The sequence below is a fragment of the Noviherbaspirillum soli genome (assembly GCF_015352955.1).
Taxonomy (GTDB): Bacteria; Pseudomonadota; Gammaproteobacteria; order Burkholderiales; family Burkholderiaceae_D; genus Noviherbaspirillum_A; species Noviherbaspirillum_A soli.
In genome coordinates this window covers 1-14,953 of record NZ_JACYOX010000034.1, presented here as the reverse complement: position 1 = coordinate 14,953, position 14,953 = coordinate 1, and the positions used below count along the sequence as shown (strand labels likewise).

At 66.1% G+C, this 14,953-nt stretch carries 16 protein-coding genes; 13 read left to right on the top strand and 3 right to left on the bottom strand.

Annotation, left to right across the window (positions count from 1 at the left end):
- Positions 1 to 76 precede the first annotated feature (76 nt).
- A complete protein-coding gene (locus IGW04_RS20010) occupies positions 77 to 688 on the top strand; it encodes a nucleotide-binding protein (protein ID WP_194714863.1) in 612 nt (203 codons plus the stop codon).
- A gap of 28 nt (positions 689 to 716) precedes the next feature.
- The gene (gene rraA, locus IGW04_RS20005; protein ID WP_194714862.1) at positions 717 to 1,217 is read left to right on the top strand and encodes a ribonuclease E activity regulator RraA; all 501 of its coding nucleotides are present in this window, start codon (positions 717 to 719) and stop codon (positions 1,215 to 1,217) included.
- Between the two features lie 33 nt (positions 1,218 to 1,250).
- Here the strand turns inward: rraA and IGW04_RS20000 are convergent, their stop codons facing one another.
- The 3 genes from IGW04_RS20000 to flgA all read right to left on the bottom strand — a co-directional run bounded on the left by IGW04_RS20000 (position 1,251) and on the right by flgA (position 2,815).
- Complete coding sequence (locus IGW04_RS20000; RefSeq protein ID WP_194714861.1) at positions 1,251 to 1,718, bottom strand: flagella synthesis protein FlgN; 468 nt, start codon at positions 1,716 to 1,718, stop codon at positions 1,251 to 1,253.
- 1 nt (position 1,719) lies between these two features.
- Positions 1,720 to 2,022 carry a flagellar biosynthesis anti-sigma factor FlgM gene (gene flgM / locus IGW04_RS19995; protein WP_194714860.1) on the bottom strand — a complete coding sequence of 101 codons (303 nt, stop codon included), beginning with the start codon at positions 2,020 to 2,022 and terminating at the stop codon, positions 1,720 to 1,722.
- A gap of 94 nt (positions 2,023 to 2,116) precedes the next feature.
- A complete protein-coding gene (gene flgA / locus IGW04_RS19990) occupies positions 2,117 to 2,815 on the bottom strand; it encodes a flagellar basal body P-ring formation chaperone FlgA (RefSeq protein ID WP_194714859.1) in 699 nt (232 codons plus the stop codon).
- Between the two features lie 155 nt (positions 2,816 to 2,970).
- On the opposite strand from flgA, the gene flgB reads away from it, so the two are divergent.
- The 11 genes from flgB to flgL all read left to right on the top strand — a co-directional run bounded on the left by flgB (position 2,971) and on the right by flgL (position 14,504).
- Positions 2,971 to 3,405 (top strand): flagellar basal body rod protein FlgB, encoded by a 435-nt coding sequence (gene flgB / locus IGW04_RS19985; protein WP_194714858.1) that lies wholly within the window; start codon positions 2,971 to 2,973, stop codon positions 3,403 to 3,405.
- 11 nt (positions 3,406 to 3,416) lie between these two features.
- Positions 3,417 to 3,821 (top strand): flagellar basal body rod protein FlgC, encoded by a 405-nt coding sequence (flgC, locus tag IGW04_RS19980; RefSeq protein ID WP_194714857.1) that lies wholly within the window; start codon positions 3,417 to 3,419, stop codon positions 3,819 to 3,821.
- Positions 3,822 to 3,832: 11 nt separating this feature from the next.
- Positions 3,833 to 4,510 (top strand): flagellar hook assembly protein FlgD, encoded by a 678-nt coding sequence (gene flgD, locus IGW04_RS19975; RefSeq protein ID WP_194714856.1) that lies wholly within the window; start codon positions 3,833 to 3,835, stop codon positions 4,508 to 4,510.
- A gap of 35 nt (positions 4,511 to 4,545) precedes the next feature.
- Entirely contained in the window at positions 4,546 to 5,781 is a 1,236-nt protein-coding gene (gene flgE / locus IGW04_RS19970; protein WP_194714855.1) for a flagellar hook protein FlgE, read from the top strand.
- A gap of 1,115 nt (positions 5,782 to 6,896) precedes the next feature.
- Positions 6,897 to 7,628 (top strand): flagellar basal-body rod protein FlgF, encoded by a 732-nt coding sequence (gene flgF / locus IGW04_RS19965; RefSeq protein WP_194714854.1) that lies wholly within the window; start codon positions 6,897 to 6,899, stop codon positions 7,626 to 7,628.
- 63 nt (positions 7,629 to 7,691) lie between these two features.
- Positions 7,692 to 8,474: a flagellar basal-body rod protein FlgG gene (gene flgG, locus IGW04_RS19960; protein WP_194714853.1), complete on the top strand. Its 783-nt coding sequence runs from the start codon at positions 7,692 to 7,694 to the stop codon at positions 8,472 to 8,474.
- A gap of 17 nt (positions 8,475 to 8,491) precedes the next feature.
- Positions 8,492 to 9,166 carry a flagellar basal body L-ring protein FlgH gene (locus IGW04_RS19955; protein ID WP_194714852.1) on the top strand — a complete coding sequence of 225 codons (675 nt, stop codon included), beginning with the start codon at positions 8,492 to 8,494 and terminating at the stop codon, positions 9,164 to 9,166.
- A 17-nt stretch (positions 9,167 to 9,183) separates the two neighbouring features.
- The gene (locus IGW04_RS19950) at positions 9,184 to 10,287 is read left to right on the top strand and encodes a flagellar basal body P-ring protein FlgI (protein ID WP_194714906.1); all 1,104 of its coding nucleotides are present in this window, start codon (positions 9,184 to 9,186) and stop codon (positions 10,285 to 10,287) included.
- A 22-nt stretch (positions 10,288 to 10,309) separates the two neighbouring features.
- Complete coding sequence (flgJ, locus tag IGW04_RS19945) at positions 10,310 to 11,218, top strand: flagellar assembly peptidoglycan hydrolase FlgJ (protein ID WP_194714851.1); 909 nt, start codon at positions 10,310 to 10,312, stop codon at positions 11,216 to 11,218.
- A 143-nt stretch (positions 11,219 to 11,361) separates the two neighbouring features.
- Entirely contained in the window at positions 11,362 to 13,278 is a 1,917-nt protein-coding gene (gene flgK, locus IGW04_RS19940) for a flagellar hook-associated protein FlgK (RefSeq protein ID WP_228527245.1), read from the top strand.
- Between the two features lie 11 nt (positions 13,279 to 13,289).
- A complete protein-coding gene (gene flgL, locus IGW04_RS19935; protein WP_194714850.1) occupies positions 13,290 to 14,504 on the top strand; it encodes a flagellar hook-associated protein FlgL in 1,215 nt (404 codons plus the stop codon).
- The last annotated feature ends 449 nt before the right edge of the window (positions 14,505 to 14,953 follow it).

The window sequence follows — 14,953 nt, the reverse complement described above, 5'->3', positions numbered from 1 at the left end:
TGCTATTCTTGCACGAAAATTTGCTGTCCATGCAGCCTTTCACCGCTCCGGTCCCGAGAGAAACGAGGAGAATGCCGTGCCCGTCATCGTCATTGCAAATCCCAAGGGCGGCGTCGGCAAGAGCACGCTGGCCACCAACCTGGCGGGTTGCCTTGCCCGCAAGGGGCACAAGGTGATGCTGGGCGACCTCGACTGCCAGCAGTCCTCGCGCGCCTGGCTGGCCTTGCGACCGGCGGGGCTGCCGGCGATTGCGCCATGGGACATCGGCCCGGACCGCATCGCCCGGCCGCCGCGCGGCGTCACCCATCTCGTGCTCGACACGCCGGCCGGCATGGCCGGGCCGCAGCTGGAGCGGGCGCTGCGCGTGGCCGACCGGCTGCTGGTGCCGCTGCAGCCTTCGATGTTCGACATCCTCGCCACCGAGGCCTTCCTGCAGCGCCTGGCGACGCGGCGCGGCAGCCTGCATGTCGGCGTGATCGGCATGCGGGTCAATCCGCGCACCCGCGCCGCCGACCAGCTGGCCCACTATGTCGGCCAGCTTGGCATGCCGGTGCTGGGCTATCTGCGCGAGACGCAGAACTATGTGCAGCTGGCCGCGCTCGGCGCCACCCTGTGGGATGCGGCGCCGGCCCGGGTCGAGCGTGACATTGCGCAATGGCAGCCGCTGCTGGACTGGATAGATTGCTGAACAACTTCCCTCATTCTCTGGAGCTTCCATGGACTTTTCCACCTGCGACCTGTGCGACGCCAATGAAAACCTGATCGCCGGCGGCAGCCTGACCGTGCTGCCGCCGGTCTTCATCGCGCTCGGCCGGCGCGCCGCCTTTTCCGGCCAGGCCGCCACCCTGAAGGTATTCGAAGACAATGTGCTGGTGCGCGCCACGCTGGAAACGCCGGGCAATGGCCGGGTGCTGGTGGTCGACGGCGGCGGCAGCCTGCGCTGCGCGCTGGTCGGCGGCAACCTGGGCGTGCTGGCCGAAAAGAATGGCTGGGCCGGCATCGTCGTGCATGGCTGCGTGCGCGATTCGGCCGAACTCAATGCCTGCGATATCGGCATCCGCGCGCTGGCGCTGCATCCGCAGCGCAGCGTGCGCAAGGGCGCAGGGGACAAGGAACTGCAGGTGTTCATCGCCGGCGCGGCGGTGCGGCCGGGCGACTGGATCTATGCGGATGCGGATGGGGTGCTGGTGTCGAAGACGGCGCTGGGCCAGGGCTGACGCCTTGCCGGGCTGCCTTCCCGGCTGACCGGATCAGCCGGCGACGAAGCTGCGGCCGGCGGTGCGGACATTCTGCTGGCCGTCGCGGCCATACACCGCCGGCTGGCCGCCGCCGCGCAGGGCCTGCAGGCCGGCCTGGTTGCGGCTGATGTGCTGATGGATCAGCAGGCCGTTGGTGCGGTTGAGTTCCTTGCCGGCTGCGGCTGCCGCCAGCAGCGCCTGCCAGTCGGCGCGCACCGCATCGTCCTGCGCGGCCAGCCAGGCCAGCATGCCGGCTTCGGTGGCCGCATGGCCGGCGGCGGCGAGCGCCTGCATGCGGGCTTGGGCCAGCAGGTTCATCTGGTCGACGATGCCGCTCTTTCGGCCCGCCGTCTGCACCAGCGCAGCCACGTCCGCCCGCACCAGTTCGGCCTGCTCCTGCTGCAGGCATTCCTGCAACTGGCGGGCGAGTTCGCGTTCCCTGGAGAGGCCGGCGGCCGGGCTGTGCTGCGCTGGATGCATGTTATTTCCGTTTCTGGGTCATCAGGTCCTTGACCGAGTCGATCAGGCCGTCGGCAACCTTGCTGGCGTCGACCTGGAAGGTGCCATTGGCAATGGCAGCCTTGATCTCCTCGACCTTCCTGGCGTCGAAGACGCCAGTGGACGACGTGGAGGAAAGCGCCTTGGCCTGGCTGGACAGGCGCACGTTGTCGGTGGCCGCCGTGGTGGCGGCGGCTTTTTCGGCGCTCTTGCTGGCGCCGGTCTGGGTTGCGGCCACGCCGGTCGCGGCGGGCTTCTTGATGGAGCCGGAGTCATTGATTTTCATGACGTTTCCTTAGTCGTTTCGAGGGGACATTCCTCTGCCATGTCTGCTTTACGGCGCGTCTGGCAAAAACTTTAACCCTCTTTCCGGCAACAGGTCAAAAAGTCACTTCCACCGTGCCGCCGGCACGCGCCACGCCCGATACCACCTGGCCGTTCTGGGTCTTGACCTGCACCACCTGGCCGTCGCTGCCATTGGCCAGCGCGCGGCCGTCGGCCGTGACCTTGAATCCCGGCCCCGAGGATACCAGCCGCACCACCTGGCCCTGCGCCACCGCCTGCTGGCTGCGCAGCGCATCCTGGCGCAGCGGCGCGCCGACCGCCACCGAACGGGCCACGGTATGGCCCACCGCCTGCGACTGTTCGGTGACGATGCCGGGCGGCAGCGCGGTCAGGTCGCCGCTGACCCTGGCGATGTCGTTCGGGCCTATGGTCTGGCCCTGGGCCAGCGGCACCGCCGCCGCCAGGTATTCGCCCTGCACCTGCACCATCGCCGGTATATAGACGGTCCAGGGCGAGGGCGCCACGCAGCGCACGCCGACCGAGGTCTTGCCCCAGGCGCGGGCGCCGTTGGGGAGGAAGGCTTCCGGCGCGGTGCAGGCGGCCAGGTTCAGGCGCGGGTCGATGGCGCCGACCGTGACCGTGATCTGGCCCGGCAGGCCGCCCGCCTGCACCGTCAGGAACTGGCTGGCCGTCTGGCGCAGCACGCCATGGTCCTGCCGCGCCGGCGCGGTCTGCGCGCTGGCGGCGCCGGCAAGGACGAGGAGCGCCGCCAGGGCTGTGTACGGAGGTTTCATAGTCGGACCCGAGTTTTATTCCAGCCTGCATGGTAAGGCGCGGCGCTTGCGGCAAAGCGGCAAACAGGCCGTGATTTGCCGCCTTTATTGCTCGATGGATAGTGTCGCCGCCTATTTACCATGCACAGCATGCAATTCCACCATCAGGAGCGGGAATGATAGGAAAACTGGATCAGGCGCTGGCGTTTCACGAAGCGGCACTGAAGCTCGGCGCCCAGCGCCAGCAGGTTCTGGCTTCGAATATCGCCAATGCCGACACGCCCAACTACAAGGCACGCGACTTCGACTTCGCGCAGGCCCTGCAGGGCGCGGTGGGCCGCGGCAATCCGGCCACGCCTTCCGTACCGGCGCCGGGCCTGGCGCGGACCACAGCTGGCCACCAGGCCGCAACGGGCGCCAATGGCGCGACGCTGGTCGCCGGCGCGCCGTCGCTGCTGTACCGCACCGGCGTGCAGGGCGGGGTGGATGGCAACACCGTGGACATGGAAGTCGAGCGCAACCAGTTCACCAACAATGCGCTGCGCTACGAAGCCAGCATCACGATGATCAGCAGCCAGATCAAGAACCTGCTGACCGCGATCCAGGGTTAAGGGAAACCGCCATGTCGCTGTTCAATATCTTCAACGTGGCCGGCTCGGCCATGAGCGCCCAGGGGCACCGGCTCAACACCGTGGCTTCCAACCTGGCCAATGCCGACAGCGCCACCAGCGCCACCGGCCAGCCGTACCGCGCCAAGCAGGTGGTGTTCGAAGCGGTGGAGGGCGCCACGCCCGGCTCGACCTCGGTCAGGGTGCAGCAGGTGGTCGAGGACAGCGCGCCGGCGCGTACCGTCTACAACCCGTCGCATCCGCAGGCCGACGACAAGGGCTATGTGCAGATGCCCAACGTGAACGTGGTGGAGGAAATGGTCAACATGATTTCCGCCACCCGTTCCTACCAGACCAATGTGGAAACGATGAATGCAGCCAAGACGCTGCTGCTGAAAACCCTGACCATCGGCCAGTAAAGGAACCAGGCATGACCACGATAAGCGACAACACCGTTTCCCCGGCGCTGCTCAATGCGATGAATCCGTCCAAGGCCGGCGCCGCCAGCGCCGAAGGCATCGCCGGCACCCAGGACCGCTTCATGAAGCTGCTGATCACGCAGATGAAGAACCAGGACCCGCTGAACCCGATGGACAACGCCCAGGTCACCAGCCAGATGGCGCAGCTCTCGACCGTGACCGGCATCGAGAAGCTCAATGCCAGCATGGCCAGCATGCAGAGCAGCTACCAGGCCAGCCAGACCATGCAGGCCACCAGCCTGATCGGCCATGGCGTGCTGGTGCCGGGCAGCAGCGCCATGCTGGCCGACGGCAAGGCGGTGCTGGGCATCGAGCTGCCGGCGGCGGCCGACAAGGTGACCGTCACCATCCGCGACGGCGCCGGCAAGGCCATCCACAAGATCGAACTCGGCGAGCAGGCGGCCGGCACGCTGCCGCTGGCATGGGACGGCAAGACCGACAGCGGCGCTGCCGCCGCCAACGGCCAGTACAGCTTCGACGTCACGGCCAGCAGCGCCGGCTCGGCGATCAAGGCCGGCACGCTGGCCTTCGGCCAGGTCGGCAGCGTCTCGACCGGCGCTTCCGGCGTCAAGCTCAACCTGACCAACGGCGCCTCGGCCACCATGGCCGACGTGCGCGAAATCATTTGACCGCACCCGCAAACCCATAGCAAACGGAGAAGAACATGAGTTTCCAGCAAGGTCTGAGCGGTCTGAACGCCGCGTCCAAGAGTCTCGAAGTCATCGGCAACAACGTCTCGAATTCCAGCACCGTGGGCTTCAAGGCATCGCAGGCGCAGTTCGCCGACGTGTACGCCACCTCGCTGTCCGGCGGCGGCGCCTCGCAGGTGGGCATCGGCACCAAGCTGTCCAAGGTGCAGCAGCAGTTCAGCCAGGGCAACATCACCGCCTCCAACAATGCGCTGGACATCGCCATCAACGGCGCCGGCTTCTTCCGCATGGACACCAACGGCACCGTGACCTATGCCCGTAACGGCCAGTTCGAGCTCGACAAGGCGGGTTACATCGTCAACGCCACCGGCGCCAACCTGACCGGCTACAGCGCCAACGCCGCCGGCGTGCTCTCGACCGGCGCGCCGGGCAAGCTGCAGATCAACACCGCCGACCTGCCGCCCTCGGTCACCAAGCTGGTCAAGGAAGTGGTGAACCTGGATTCCGGCCTCGCCGCGCCGAGCAACTCGCCGTTCAACCCGGCCGACCCGACCACCTACAACAACGCCACCTCGATCTCGGTGTTCGACAGCCTGGGCAATTCGCACGTGATGCAGAGCTTCTTCGTCAAGACCGGCTCCGGCGCCTGGGATGTATACGGCGTGGCTGACGACAAGGTGCTGACCTCGCCGGCCGGCGGCAAGATCGCCTCGCTCGCCTTTGGCCCGGATGGCGCGCTGACGCAGGCCTCGAAGGACGCGATGCCTTTCTCGGTGACCATCCCGGCCACCGCCACCGGCGCCTCCGACATCGTGACCAGGGTGGACTACACCGGCAGCACCCAGTACGGCTCGGCCTTCATCGTCAATGCGCTGTCGCAGGACGGTTATACCTCGGGCCGCCTGACCGGCTTCAACACCGGCGCCGACGGCATCATCACCGGCCGCTACAGCAACGGCAAGTCGTCCACGCTGGGCCAGGTGGTGCTGGCCAACTTCACCAACGTCAACGGCCTGCAGCCGCTGGGCAACAACGTATGGGCCGAGAGCACCGGCTCCGGCGTGCCGCTGGTGGGCACGCCGTCGAGCGGCACCTTCGGCACCCTGCAGTCTTCGGCGGTGGAAGACTCCAACGTGGACCTGACGGCCGAGCTGGTGAACATGATCACCGCGCAGCGGGTGTACCAGGCCAATGCGCAGACGGTGAAGACGCAGGATCAGGTCATGCAGACGCTGGTGAATCTGAGGTAAAGGGGAGGGCGGCTGCTGTTGCCGTAAGCGCAGCGGCAGTTCGTAGGGTGCAATACCCCGCAGGGGCATTGCACCGGTGGTTAAACATGGGAGTCGGACGACAAGGCGGTCCCGGTCGGCGACGGAAGGTGCAATGCCCTTCGGGTATTGCACCCTACGACAACGATTACCGTCGCATTTGAAGTACGCGCAGCGACAGTTGCCGTTGCCGTTGCCGTTGCCGTTGCCGTTGCCGTTGTTTTTGAAGTGGCAGTTAAACCCGTTGAGCGCGCCGTGACGTCGATGCCTGGAGCGGGAAAAGGTGCGGCGTCTGTTTGAGCGCAGCGCAGCGTAGCGAGTTTAGCCGCGCCCCGCTCCAGGCATCGACGGCACGGGGACCCCGCGCAGCGGGGCGCGATCACCGGGTCGCCTTTTTTTGCCTACTTTTTTTGGCGAAGCAAAAAAAGTAGGTCGCCCGCCGGGGCGAATACCCGGCCTGGTCATGACGACAGTGCAGTGGCGTTGTTTTACCAGGGGTAAAGACGTCACTGCGAAGCCGCAGTTGCTTTTGAAGTTTGAAGTTTGAAGTTTGAAGTTTGAAGTTTGTAGTTTGAAGTTTGCCGACAAACGTCAAAAGCTAAGACGACAGTGCTGCCCGTGCGTTGCCGGGTGACGCAAGGCGGCTGCACTGCCGTGGAGACAAGCCGGGAATCCGTCCCGGCGGCCGGGTCACTTTTTTTGCTTCGCCAAAAAAAGTAACCAAAAAAAGGCGCCCCGGTGATCGCGCCCTCGCTGCGCGAGGGTCCCCGTGTCAGCGGTACCCGGAGCGGGGCGCGGCTAAACTCGCCAAGCTGCGCTTGGCTCAGACAGACGCCGCACCTTTTCCCGCTCCGGGCACCGCTGACACGGCGCGCTCAACGGGATTTCACGGCAACGGCAACGGCAACGGCAACGGCAACGGCAAAGGCAAAGGCACCGCAACCGCAACCGCAACCGCAACCGCAACCGCAACCGCAACCGCAACCGCAACCGCAACCGCAACCGCAACTGTCGCTGCGCGGAGCCAAAAGCGACAAACGCAGGGCGCGCATCACATCAGCCGCCCTGCCCGAAACGAAGCGTTGAAAGGAAATGAAATGGACCGTCTGATCTACACCGCCATGACCGGCGCAAAACACATCCTTGAACAGCAGGCCAACAACTCCAACAACCTCGCCAACGCCACCACCACCGGCTTTCGCGCCCAGATCGACGCCTTCCGCGCCGTCCCGGTGGTCGGCAACGAACTCCCCACCCGGGCCTTCGTGGTCGACGCCACCGTCGCCACCGACTTCACCCCCGGCCCGATACAGCAGACCGCGCGCGAGCTCGATGTCGCCATCCAGGGCAAGGGCTGGCTGGCGGTGCAGACCGCCGACGGCGCCGAAGCCTATACCCGCCATGGCAGCCTGAAGCTGTCCGAGAACGGCCAGCTGCTTACCCAGCGCGGCGACGCGGTGCTGGGCGATGCCGGTCCGATCAGCATCCCGCCCGATACCCGCATAGCGGTCGCCAAGGACGGCACCATCACCGGCATGGCGGCCAACCAGCCGCCCACCGTGCTGGGCCGCATCAAGCTGGTCAACCCGGCGGAAAACAACCTGGCGCGCGGCAGCGACGGGCTGTTCCGCACCAGGGACGGCGGCGCGGCCGATGCCGATGCGGCAGTCAACATCATCGGCGGCGCGCTCGAAGGCAGCAACGTCAATACCGTGGACGCCATGGTCAACATGATCAGCTTGGCCCGCCAGTTCGAAATGCAAATGAACCTGATGAAGAACGCCGAGAGTAACGAGACAAAAGCCAGTCAACTCCTCGCTTTGAATTAAGGGTTTCTGCAAGACAATAAAGACTAGCCAACAAGAAGCGGCCGCGCCGCGACGGAGTTAGTCATGATTCGATCCCTGTGGATAGCCAAGACCGGCCTGGATGCGCAGCAGACGCAGATGGACACCATCGCCAACAACCTGGCCAATGTCAGCACCAGCGGCTTCAAGCGCTCGCGCGCCGTGTTCGAGGACCTGCTGTACCAGAATCTGCGCCAGCCCGGCGCGCAGACCTCGCAGCAGACCCAGCTGCCATCCGGCCTGCAGGTCGGCACCGGCGTGCGGACCGTCGCCACCGAGCGCATCTTCACCCAGGGCAATCTGCAGCAGACCAGCAATGACAAGGACCTGGCGATCCAGGGCAGCGGCTTCTTCCAGGTGCTGATGCCCGACGGCACCACCGCCTATACCCGCGACGGCTCCTTCCAGGTCGATAACCAAGGGCAGATGGTGACGTCCAGCGGCTTCGTGATCCAGCCCGCCATCACCATCCCGGCCAACGCGCAAAGCATCTCCATCGGCCGCGACGGCACGGTGTCGGTGACCCAGCCGGGCAGCGCCAACGCAACCCAGGTCGGCCAGCTGCAGCTGGCCACCTTCATCAATGCGGCCGGCCTGGAAAGCCGCGGCGAAAACCTGTATGTCGAGACCACCGCCTCCGGCAACCCGAGCACCAATACGCCCGGCACCAACGGCGCCGGCATGGTCACGCAGGGCTATGTGGAAACCTCCAACGTCAATGTGGCCGAGGAGCTGGTCAACATGATCCAGACCCAGCGCGCCTATGAAATCAACAGCAAGGCGATCACCACATCCGACCAGATGCTGCAGAAGCTGACCCAGCTCTGAAGCGCCATCGTCCACACATGAACAACGCCATTTCCTTCTTCGCCCGGGCCGCCCTGCCGGCGCTGCTGCTATGCGCCTGCAATACCGTGCCGGACTCCATCGTCCAGCGCCCGACCAGCGCGCGCGCGCAGCCGGTCGCCGCGCCCCTGCCGGCCAACGGCGCGATCTTCCAGACCGCCAGCTACCGGCCGCTGTTCGAGGACCGCCGCGCCCGCCATGTGGGCGATGCGCTGACCATCGTCATCAATGAAAAGACCAGCGCCGGCAAGACCGGCACCGACACCGGCAGCAAGACCGGCAGCAGCAGCTTCTCGGTCGGCAAGCTGCTTGGCCTGAACACCGCCGTCACCGGCCGCATGGGCGTGGATGCGAAGGGCGCCAACAAGTTCGAGGACAAGGAAGCGTCCAACTCCAGCAATACCTTCACCGGCACGCTGGCCGTGACCGTCAATGAAGTGCTGCCCAATGGCTACCTGGCCGTCAGCGGCGAGAAGCAGGTGGCGTTCGACAAGGGCGCCGAGTACATCCGCTTCTCCGGCACCGTGAATCCGGACACCATCCTCAACGGCAACCAGGTGGCGTCGACCCAGGTCGCCGACGCCCGCCTCGAATACCGCAGCAATACCCGCATCGACCCGGTGGAAGTGGCATCCCAGCTGGGCCGCTTCTTCCTGAGCGTGATGCCGTTCTGAGAATGCCCTCCATGCAAATGAATCTTCTGCTCAAGGCGCTGCTGTGCGGCGCGCTCATCGCCGGCAGCGCCGGCGCGCAGGCCGAGCGCCTGAAAGACCTGGCCAGCATCGGCGGCGTGCGCCAGAACCAGCTGATCGGCTATGGCCTGGTGGTGGGCCTCGACGGCAGCGGCGACCAGACCACGCAGACGCCATTCACCGTGCAGAGCGTGGTCAGCATGCTGCAGCAGATGGGCGTGAACCTGCCGCCGACCGGCCAGCTGCAATTGAAGAACGTGGCCGCGGTGATGGTCACCACCTCGCTGCCGGCCTTTGCGCAGCCAGGCCAGACACTGGACGTGACGGTGTCGTCGATGGGCAATGCCAAGAGCCTGCGCGGCGGCACGCTGCTGATGACGCCACTGAAGGGCGCGGACGGCCAGATCTACGGCATGGCCCAGGGCAATGTGCTGGTGGGCGGCGTCGGCGCGGCGGCCAATGGCAGCAAGGCACAGGTCAACCACCTGAGCGTGGGCCGCATTTCCAGCGGCGCCACGGTGGAGCGCGCAGTGGCCAGTTCGCTGGGCCAGAACAACATGGTCACGCTGGAATTGAACGACAGCGACTTCTCCACCGCCAGCCGGGTGGTGGAAGCGGTCAACCGCCGCTTCGGCGCCGACACCGCCTCCGCCCAGGACGGCCGCGTGATCCGGGTGCGCACGCCCGCCGGCAGCGACGAGCGCGTGGCCTTTCTCGGCGCGCTGGAAAGCCTGAGCGTGACGCCGGCCCAGGTCGCGGCCAGGGTGATCCTGAATGCCCGCACCGGCTCGGTGGTGATGAACCAGTCGGTCACGCTCGACACCTGCGCGGTATCGCATGGCAACCTGTCGGTGATCATCAATACCGAAAACACGCCCAGCCAGCCGGCGCCGCTGTCGAACGGCCAGACCGTGGTGGTGCAGAACTCCGCGATCGAGATCAAGAAGGACCCGGGCCAGGTGGTGCTGCTGAAGCAGGCCGCCTCGCTGGCCGACGTGGTCAAGGCCCTGAATGCGATCGGCGCCTCGCCGCAGGACCTGCTGGCCATCCTGCAGGCGATGAAGGCCTCGGGCTCGCTGCGCGCCGAACTGGAAATCATTTGACGAACCAAGGACGGGCCAGCGCATGATCAGCCAGAACCCCCGCATCACCACCGACGGCGCCGACCTGCCGGCGCTGCGCCGCGCCGGCAAGCAGGATTCGCCGGAAGCGCTGCGCGCCGCGGCCCAGCAGTTCGAGTCGCTGTTCATGAACATGGTGATGAAGTCGATGCGCGACGCCACGCCGCAGGACAGCCCGTTCGACAGCCAGCAGAGCCGGATGTACACCTCGATGCTGGACCAGAAGATCAGCGACAACTTCGCCAAGCGCGGCATGGGCCTGGCCGACGCGCTGATGCGCCAGCTTTCCAACAACGCCGGCGTCGCGCCCAACGCGGACGGCGCCGCGCCTGCCGGGTCGGCTGCCTCAGTTACATCAGCCACGCCCGCAAGGCAGACCGGCCTGTCGGCCACGCCGCCGGACGGCGCGACGCCATTGGAGATCTCGAGCGCGCGCCAGTACCCGCCGCGGCCCGGCCATGTGCAGGCCTTCCAGGACAAGCTGGCCGAGCATGCCAACGAGGCAAGCCGCAGCACCGGCATACCGGCCAAGTTCATGCTGGGCCAGGCGGCGCTGGAAACCGGCTGGGGCAAGCGCGAGATCCGCGGCGCCGACGGCAGCAACAGCCACAACCTGTTCGGCATCAAGGCCGGCGCCAACTGGACCGGCAGGACGGTCGAGGTCGCCACCACCGAATATGTGAACGGCGTGCCGCAGAAGCGCATGGAAAAATTCCGCGCCTACGACTCCTACGCCGATTCGTTCCGCGATTACGCCAGCCTCCTGAAGAACAACCCGCGCTACCAGAACGTGATCGCCAACAGCCAGGATGCCAGCAGCTTCGCCCAAGGCCTGCAGCGCGCCGGCTATGCCACCGATCCGAACTACGCGGCCAAGCTGTCGCGCATCATCAAGCAGTCGCTGTCGGCCTGAGAGCGCCTGGCTGGAGCGCCGGCGCAGACAACTCAGGCAGCACGGCAAGCGGGCGCAACGGCGCCAGGGACATTTCACCAGGCGGGCTAAAGATTTCCGCAAAGCCGCCGTAGACAGTGCCATAGAGACAAGGAAGGACCATCATGTCCAGCATACTCAGCGTCGGTCAAAGCGCGCTTTCCGCGGCCCAGGCGGGCCTGGTCACGACCGGACACAATATCGCCAACGCCTCCACGCCCGGCTACAACCGCCAGGTGGTGGTGCAGGGCGCGGTCAATGGCCAGGATGCCGGCTACGGCTTCATCGGCAAGGGCACCGAGGTGACGGCGGTGCGCCGCGTCTACAGCGAGTTTCTGAACACCCAGGTACTGTCGACCCAGACCGCCAGCACCCAGTTGAGCAGCTATTACGGCCAGATCCAGCAGGTCAACAACATGCTGGCCGACAGCAAGGCTGGCCTGACGCCGGTATTGCAGGATTTCTTTTCCAGCCTGCAGGCGGCCGGCGCCGACCCGGGCTCGGGCGCGGCGCGCCAGTCCATGCTGTCGTCGGCCAACACGCTGGCGGGGCGCTTCCAGAGCATGGATGCGCAGCTCGGTGAACTGCGCCAGGGCGTGACCACCGAAATGCGGGCCAGCGTGGACGCCATCAATGTCTATGCCCAGCAGATCGGCAAGCTCAACGACGCCATCGAAAAGGCCACCAGCAATGGCGGCGGCACGCCCAACGACCTGCTGGACCAGCGCGACCAGGCGATCTCGGAGCTGTCCAAGGAAGTCAAGGTCAGCGTGGTGAAGCAGGGCGCGATCTACAACGTGATGATAGGCAGCGGCCAGCCGCTGGTGGTGGGCACCAAGACCTATGACCTGTCGATGGCGCAGTCGCCGACCGATCCGAACCGGCCGATGGTGGCCTATCAGACCGTGAACGGCGCCACGCTGCTGTCGGATGAAAGCCTGTCCGGCGGCAAGCTGGGCGGCATGCTGGAGTTTCGCAGCAAGACGCTGGACCAGGCGCAGAATGCGCTGGGCCGGATAGCCATCACGCTGGCCTCGTCCTTCAATGCCCAGCATGTGCTGGGGCAGGATGCCAATGGCAATCCCGGCGCGGAATTCTTCAAGGTGGCGGCGCCCGTGGTGTCGCCCAGCAGCAGGAACGGCGACCAGGCCGCCACCGCCAGCGCGGCCATCGTCAATCCGTCTGCGCTGACCACCAGCGACTACAAGTTGCAGGTCACCGCTGCCGGCACGCCGCCAGCCTACAAGGTGGTGCGGCTGTCCGACGGCAAGCCGTTCGACGGTCCCGCCGACGGCTCGTCCATGGTGCTAGACGGCGTGAGCTTCGGCGTCTCTGGCCCGCTCACGGCGGGCGACGAGTTCCTGGTGCGCCCCACCGCCGACGGCGCATCGCTGCGCAACGGCATCAATGTGAAGATCACGGACAAGGCGGCGATTGCGCTGGGCTCGCCGCTGGCCTCGGCCGCCGCCAGCGGCAACAGCGGCACCGGCATCATCAGCGCGCCCACCGTGACGGCGGCCGGCGCCAACCTGACGCAGCCGGTGGGCATCACCTTCACCTCCGCCAGCACTTTCGACGTCACCGGCACCGGCCCGGGGCTGCCGGCCACCGGCGTGACCTTCAAGGCCGGCGAGGACATCAGCTACAACGGCTGGAAGCTGCAGATCAGCGGCGCGCCCGCCAGCGGCGACAGCTTCACGGTGGGCGGCGGCAGCAACGGCTCCGGCGACAACCGCAATGCGCTGGCGCTGGCCGCGCTGCAGTCGGCCAACACCACCGACGGTGCTTCCACCAGCTTCCAGGGCGCCTATTCGCAACTGGTCGGCCAGGTCGGCAACAAGACCCGCGAGCTGGCATCCACCAGCGCCGCCGCCGAGCAGCTGCGGGCATCGGCGGTCAACGCGCAGCAGGCCGAGTCGGGCGTCAACCTGGACGAGGAAGCCGCCAACCTGCTGCGCTACCAGCAGGCCTATCAGGCCGCGGGCAAGGTCATGAAGACCGCCAGCGACATGTTCGACGTGCTGCTCTCGCTGGGCCGCTGAGGAGGAAAACGATGCGCATCAGCACCAACAGCCTGTATGAATCGAATGTCAGCCGCATCGGCGACACCCAGTCATCGCTGGCCAAGGTCCAGCAGCAGATCGCCAGCGGCAAGCGGCTGCTGTCGCCGGCCGACGATCCGCTTGGCGCGGCCAAGGCGCTGGACCTGACCCAGGGCCAGGCGATGAATACGCAGTACACCGAGAACCGCAGCAGCGCCCGCAGCGCGCTGTCGATGCAGGAGGGCACGCTGCAGAGCGTCACCGGCCTGCTGCAGGACGTGCGCTCGCAGGTGGTCGCGGCGGGCAGCGGTATCCTGGACGACACCTCGCGGAAATTCATTGCCGTTGAATTGCGCAGCCGGCTGTCGGAACTGACCAGCCTGGCCAATAGCCGCGACGGCGTCGGCAATTACCTGTTCGCCGGCTTCAGGGACAATGCCCAGCCGTTCAACAGCAATGGCGGCGCCGTCAGCTATGCCGGCGACAATGGCCAGAAGATGCTGCAGGTCGGGACCTCGCGCCAGATCCCGGCCGGCGACAGCGGCGATGCCATTTTCATGAACGTGCCGGCCAGCGCGGTTTTTTCCAGCACGAGCAGCGGCACTGGCAGCGCGGCGCTGTCGAACATCACCATCCAGGATGCAAGCCAGGCCGTGCCTGGCCACCAGTACGAAGTCCTGTTCGGCGCAGACCCCGGCGGCGCGCCGACCTACACGGTGTACGACACCACCAAGGACCCGAACAAGACAACGCCACTGGCAACCGGCCCCTACGCCAGCCCGCAGACCATCGAAGCCGCCGGGCTCGAAATGACGGTGTCGGGTACGCCAGCGACGAACGACACGCTGAGCATCAAGCCGGCCCGCACGCAGAGCATGTTCAAGACGCTGGACAAGCTGATTGCCACGCTGGAGACGCCGGTCACCACGGAAGCGGAACGCAAGCAGTTCACCTACGACCTCGGCGTGGCCGGCCAGAACGTCGACAATGCCCTGAACAACGTGCTGTCGGTACGCGCCTCGGTCGGCTCGCGGCTGCAGGAACTCGATACCCTGGACGACGCCGGCAGCGCCCGCGACCTGCAGTATGCGGAGCAGCTGTCGGACATCCAGGACGTGGACTACGTCAAGGCGGTCACTGACCTGACCCAGAAGCAGATGCAGCTGCAGGCGGCGCAGCAGAGCTTTGCGAAGGTATCGGGGCTGTCGCTGTTTAATTTCCTGTGAGGCGAGATTGTGTGACGGCTGAGAGGCCTTTCGGTCACGCGGTTGTCCGATTGCGTTGAAGGTATAGGAGATGGATGGAATGCTGGCGGGTGCGGGTGCGGGTGCGGGTTCGGAATAGATCGTGATTGTTTCGGCTGTGAGGGTGCAATCTGATTGAGGGCTTGCAGGGTGTGCAGTTGCAGTTGCAGTTGCTTTTGAAGTGGCAGTGAAGTCCCGTTGAGCGCGCCGTGGCAGCGGTGCCCGGAGCGGATAAGGTGCGGCGTCTGTCTGAGCCAAGCTTTGCTTGGCGAGTTTAGCCGCGCCCCGCTCCGGGCACCGCTGACACGGGGACCCCGCGCTAGCGGGGCGCGATCACCGGGTCGCCTTTTTTTGTTACTTTTTTTGGCGAAGCAAAAAAAGTGACCCGGCCGCCGGGACGGATTCCCGGCTTGTCTCCACGGCAGTGCAGC

Excerpts from the sequence above, each read along its gene's own strand:
- rraA (WP_194714862.1), top strand. The coding sequence starts at position 717 with ATGGACTTTTCCACCTGCGACCTGTGCGACGCCAATGAAAACCTGATC.
- IGW04_RS20000 (WP_194714861.1), bottom strand. The coding sequence starts at position 1,718 with ATGCATCCAGCGCAGCACAGCCCGGCCGCCGGCCTCTCCAGGGAACGC.
- flgM (WP_194714860.1), bottom strand. The coding sequence starts at position 2,022 with ATGAAAATCAATGACTCCGGCTCCATCAAGAAGCCCGCCGCGACCGGC.
- flgA (WP_194714859.1), bottom strand. The coding sequence starts at position 2,815 with ATGAAACCTCCGTACACAGCCCTGGCGGCGCTCCTCGTCCTTGCCGGC.
- flgB (WP_194714858.1), top strand. The coding sequence starts at position 2,971 with ATGATAGGAAAACTGGATCAGGCGCTGGCGTTTCACGAAGCGGCACTG.
- flgC (WP_194714857.1), top strand. The coding sequence starts at position 3,417 with ATGTCGCTGTTCAATATCTTCAACGTGGCCGGCTCGGCCATGAGCGCC.
- flgD (WP_194714856.1), top strand. The coding sequence starts at position 3,833 with ATGACCACGATAAGCGACAACACCGTTTCCCCGGCGCTGCTCAATGCG.
- flgE (WP_194714855.1), top strand. The coding sequence starts at position 4,546 with ATGAGTTTCCAGCAAGGTCTGAGCGGTCTGAACGCCGCGTCCAAGAGT.
- flgF (WP_194714854.1), top strand. The coding sequence starts at position 6,897 with ATGGACCGTCTGATCTACACCGCCATGACCGGCGCAAAACACATCCTT.
- flgG (WP_194714853.1), top strand. The coding sequence starts at position 7,692 with ATGATTCGATCCCTGTGGATAGCCAAGACCGGCCTGGATGCGCAGCAG.
- IGW04_RS19955 (WP_194714852.1), top strand. The coding sequence starts at position 8,492 with ATGAACAACGCCATTTCCTTCTTCGCCCGGGCCGCCCTGCCGGCGCTG.
- IGW04_RS19950 (WP_194714906.1), top strand. The coding sequence starts at position 9,184 with ATGAATCTTCTGCTCAAGGCGCTGCTGTGCGGCGCGCTCATCGCCGGC.
- flgJ (WP_194714851.1), top strand. The coding sequence starts at position 10,310 with ATGATCAGCCAGAACCCCCGCATCACCACCGACGGCGCCGACCTGCCG.
- flgK (WP_228527245.1), top strand. The coding sequence starts at position 11,362 with ATGTCCAGCATACTCAGCGTCGGTCAAAGCGCGCTTTCCGCGGCCCAG.
- flgL (WP_194714850.1), top strand. The coding sequence starts at position 13,290 with ATGCGCATCAGCACCAACAGCCTGTATGAATCGAATGTCAGCCGCATC.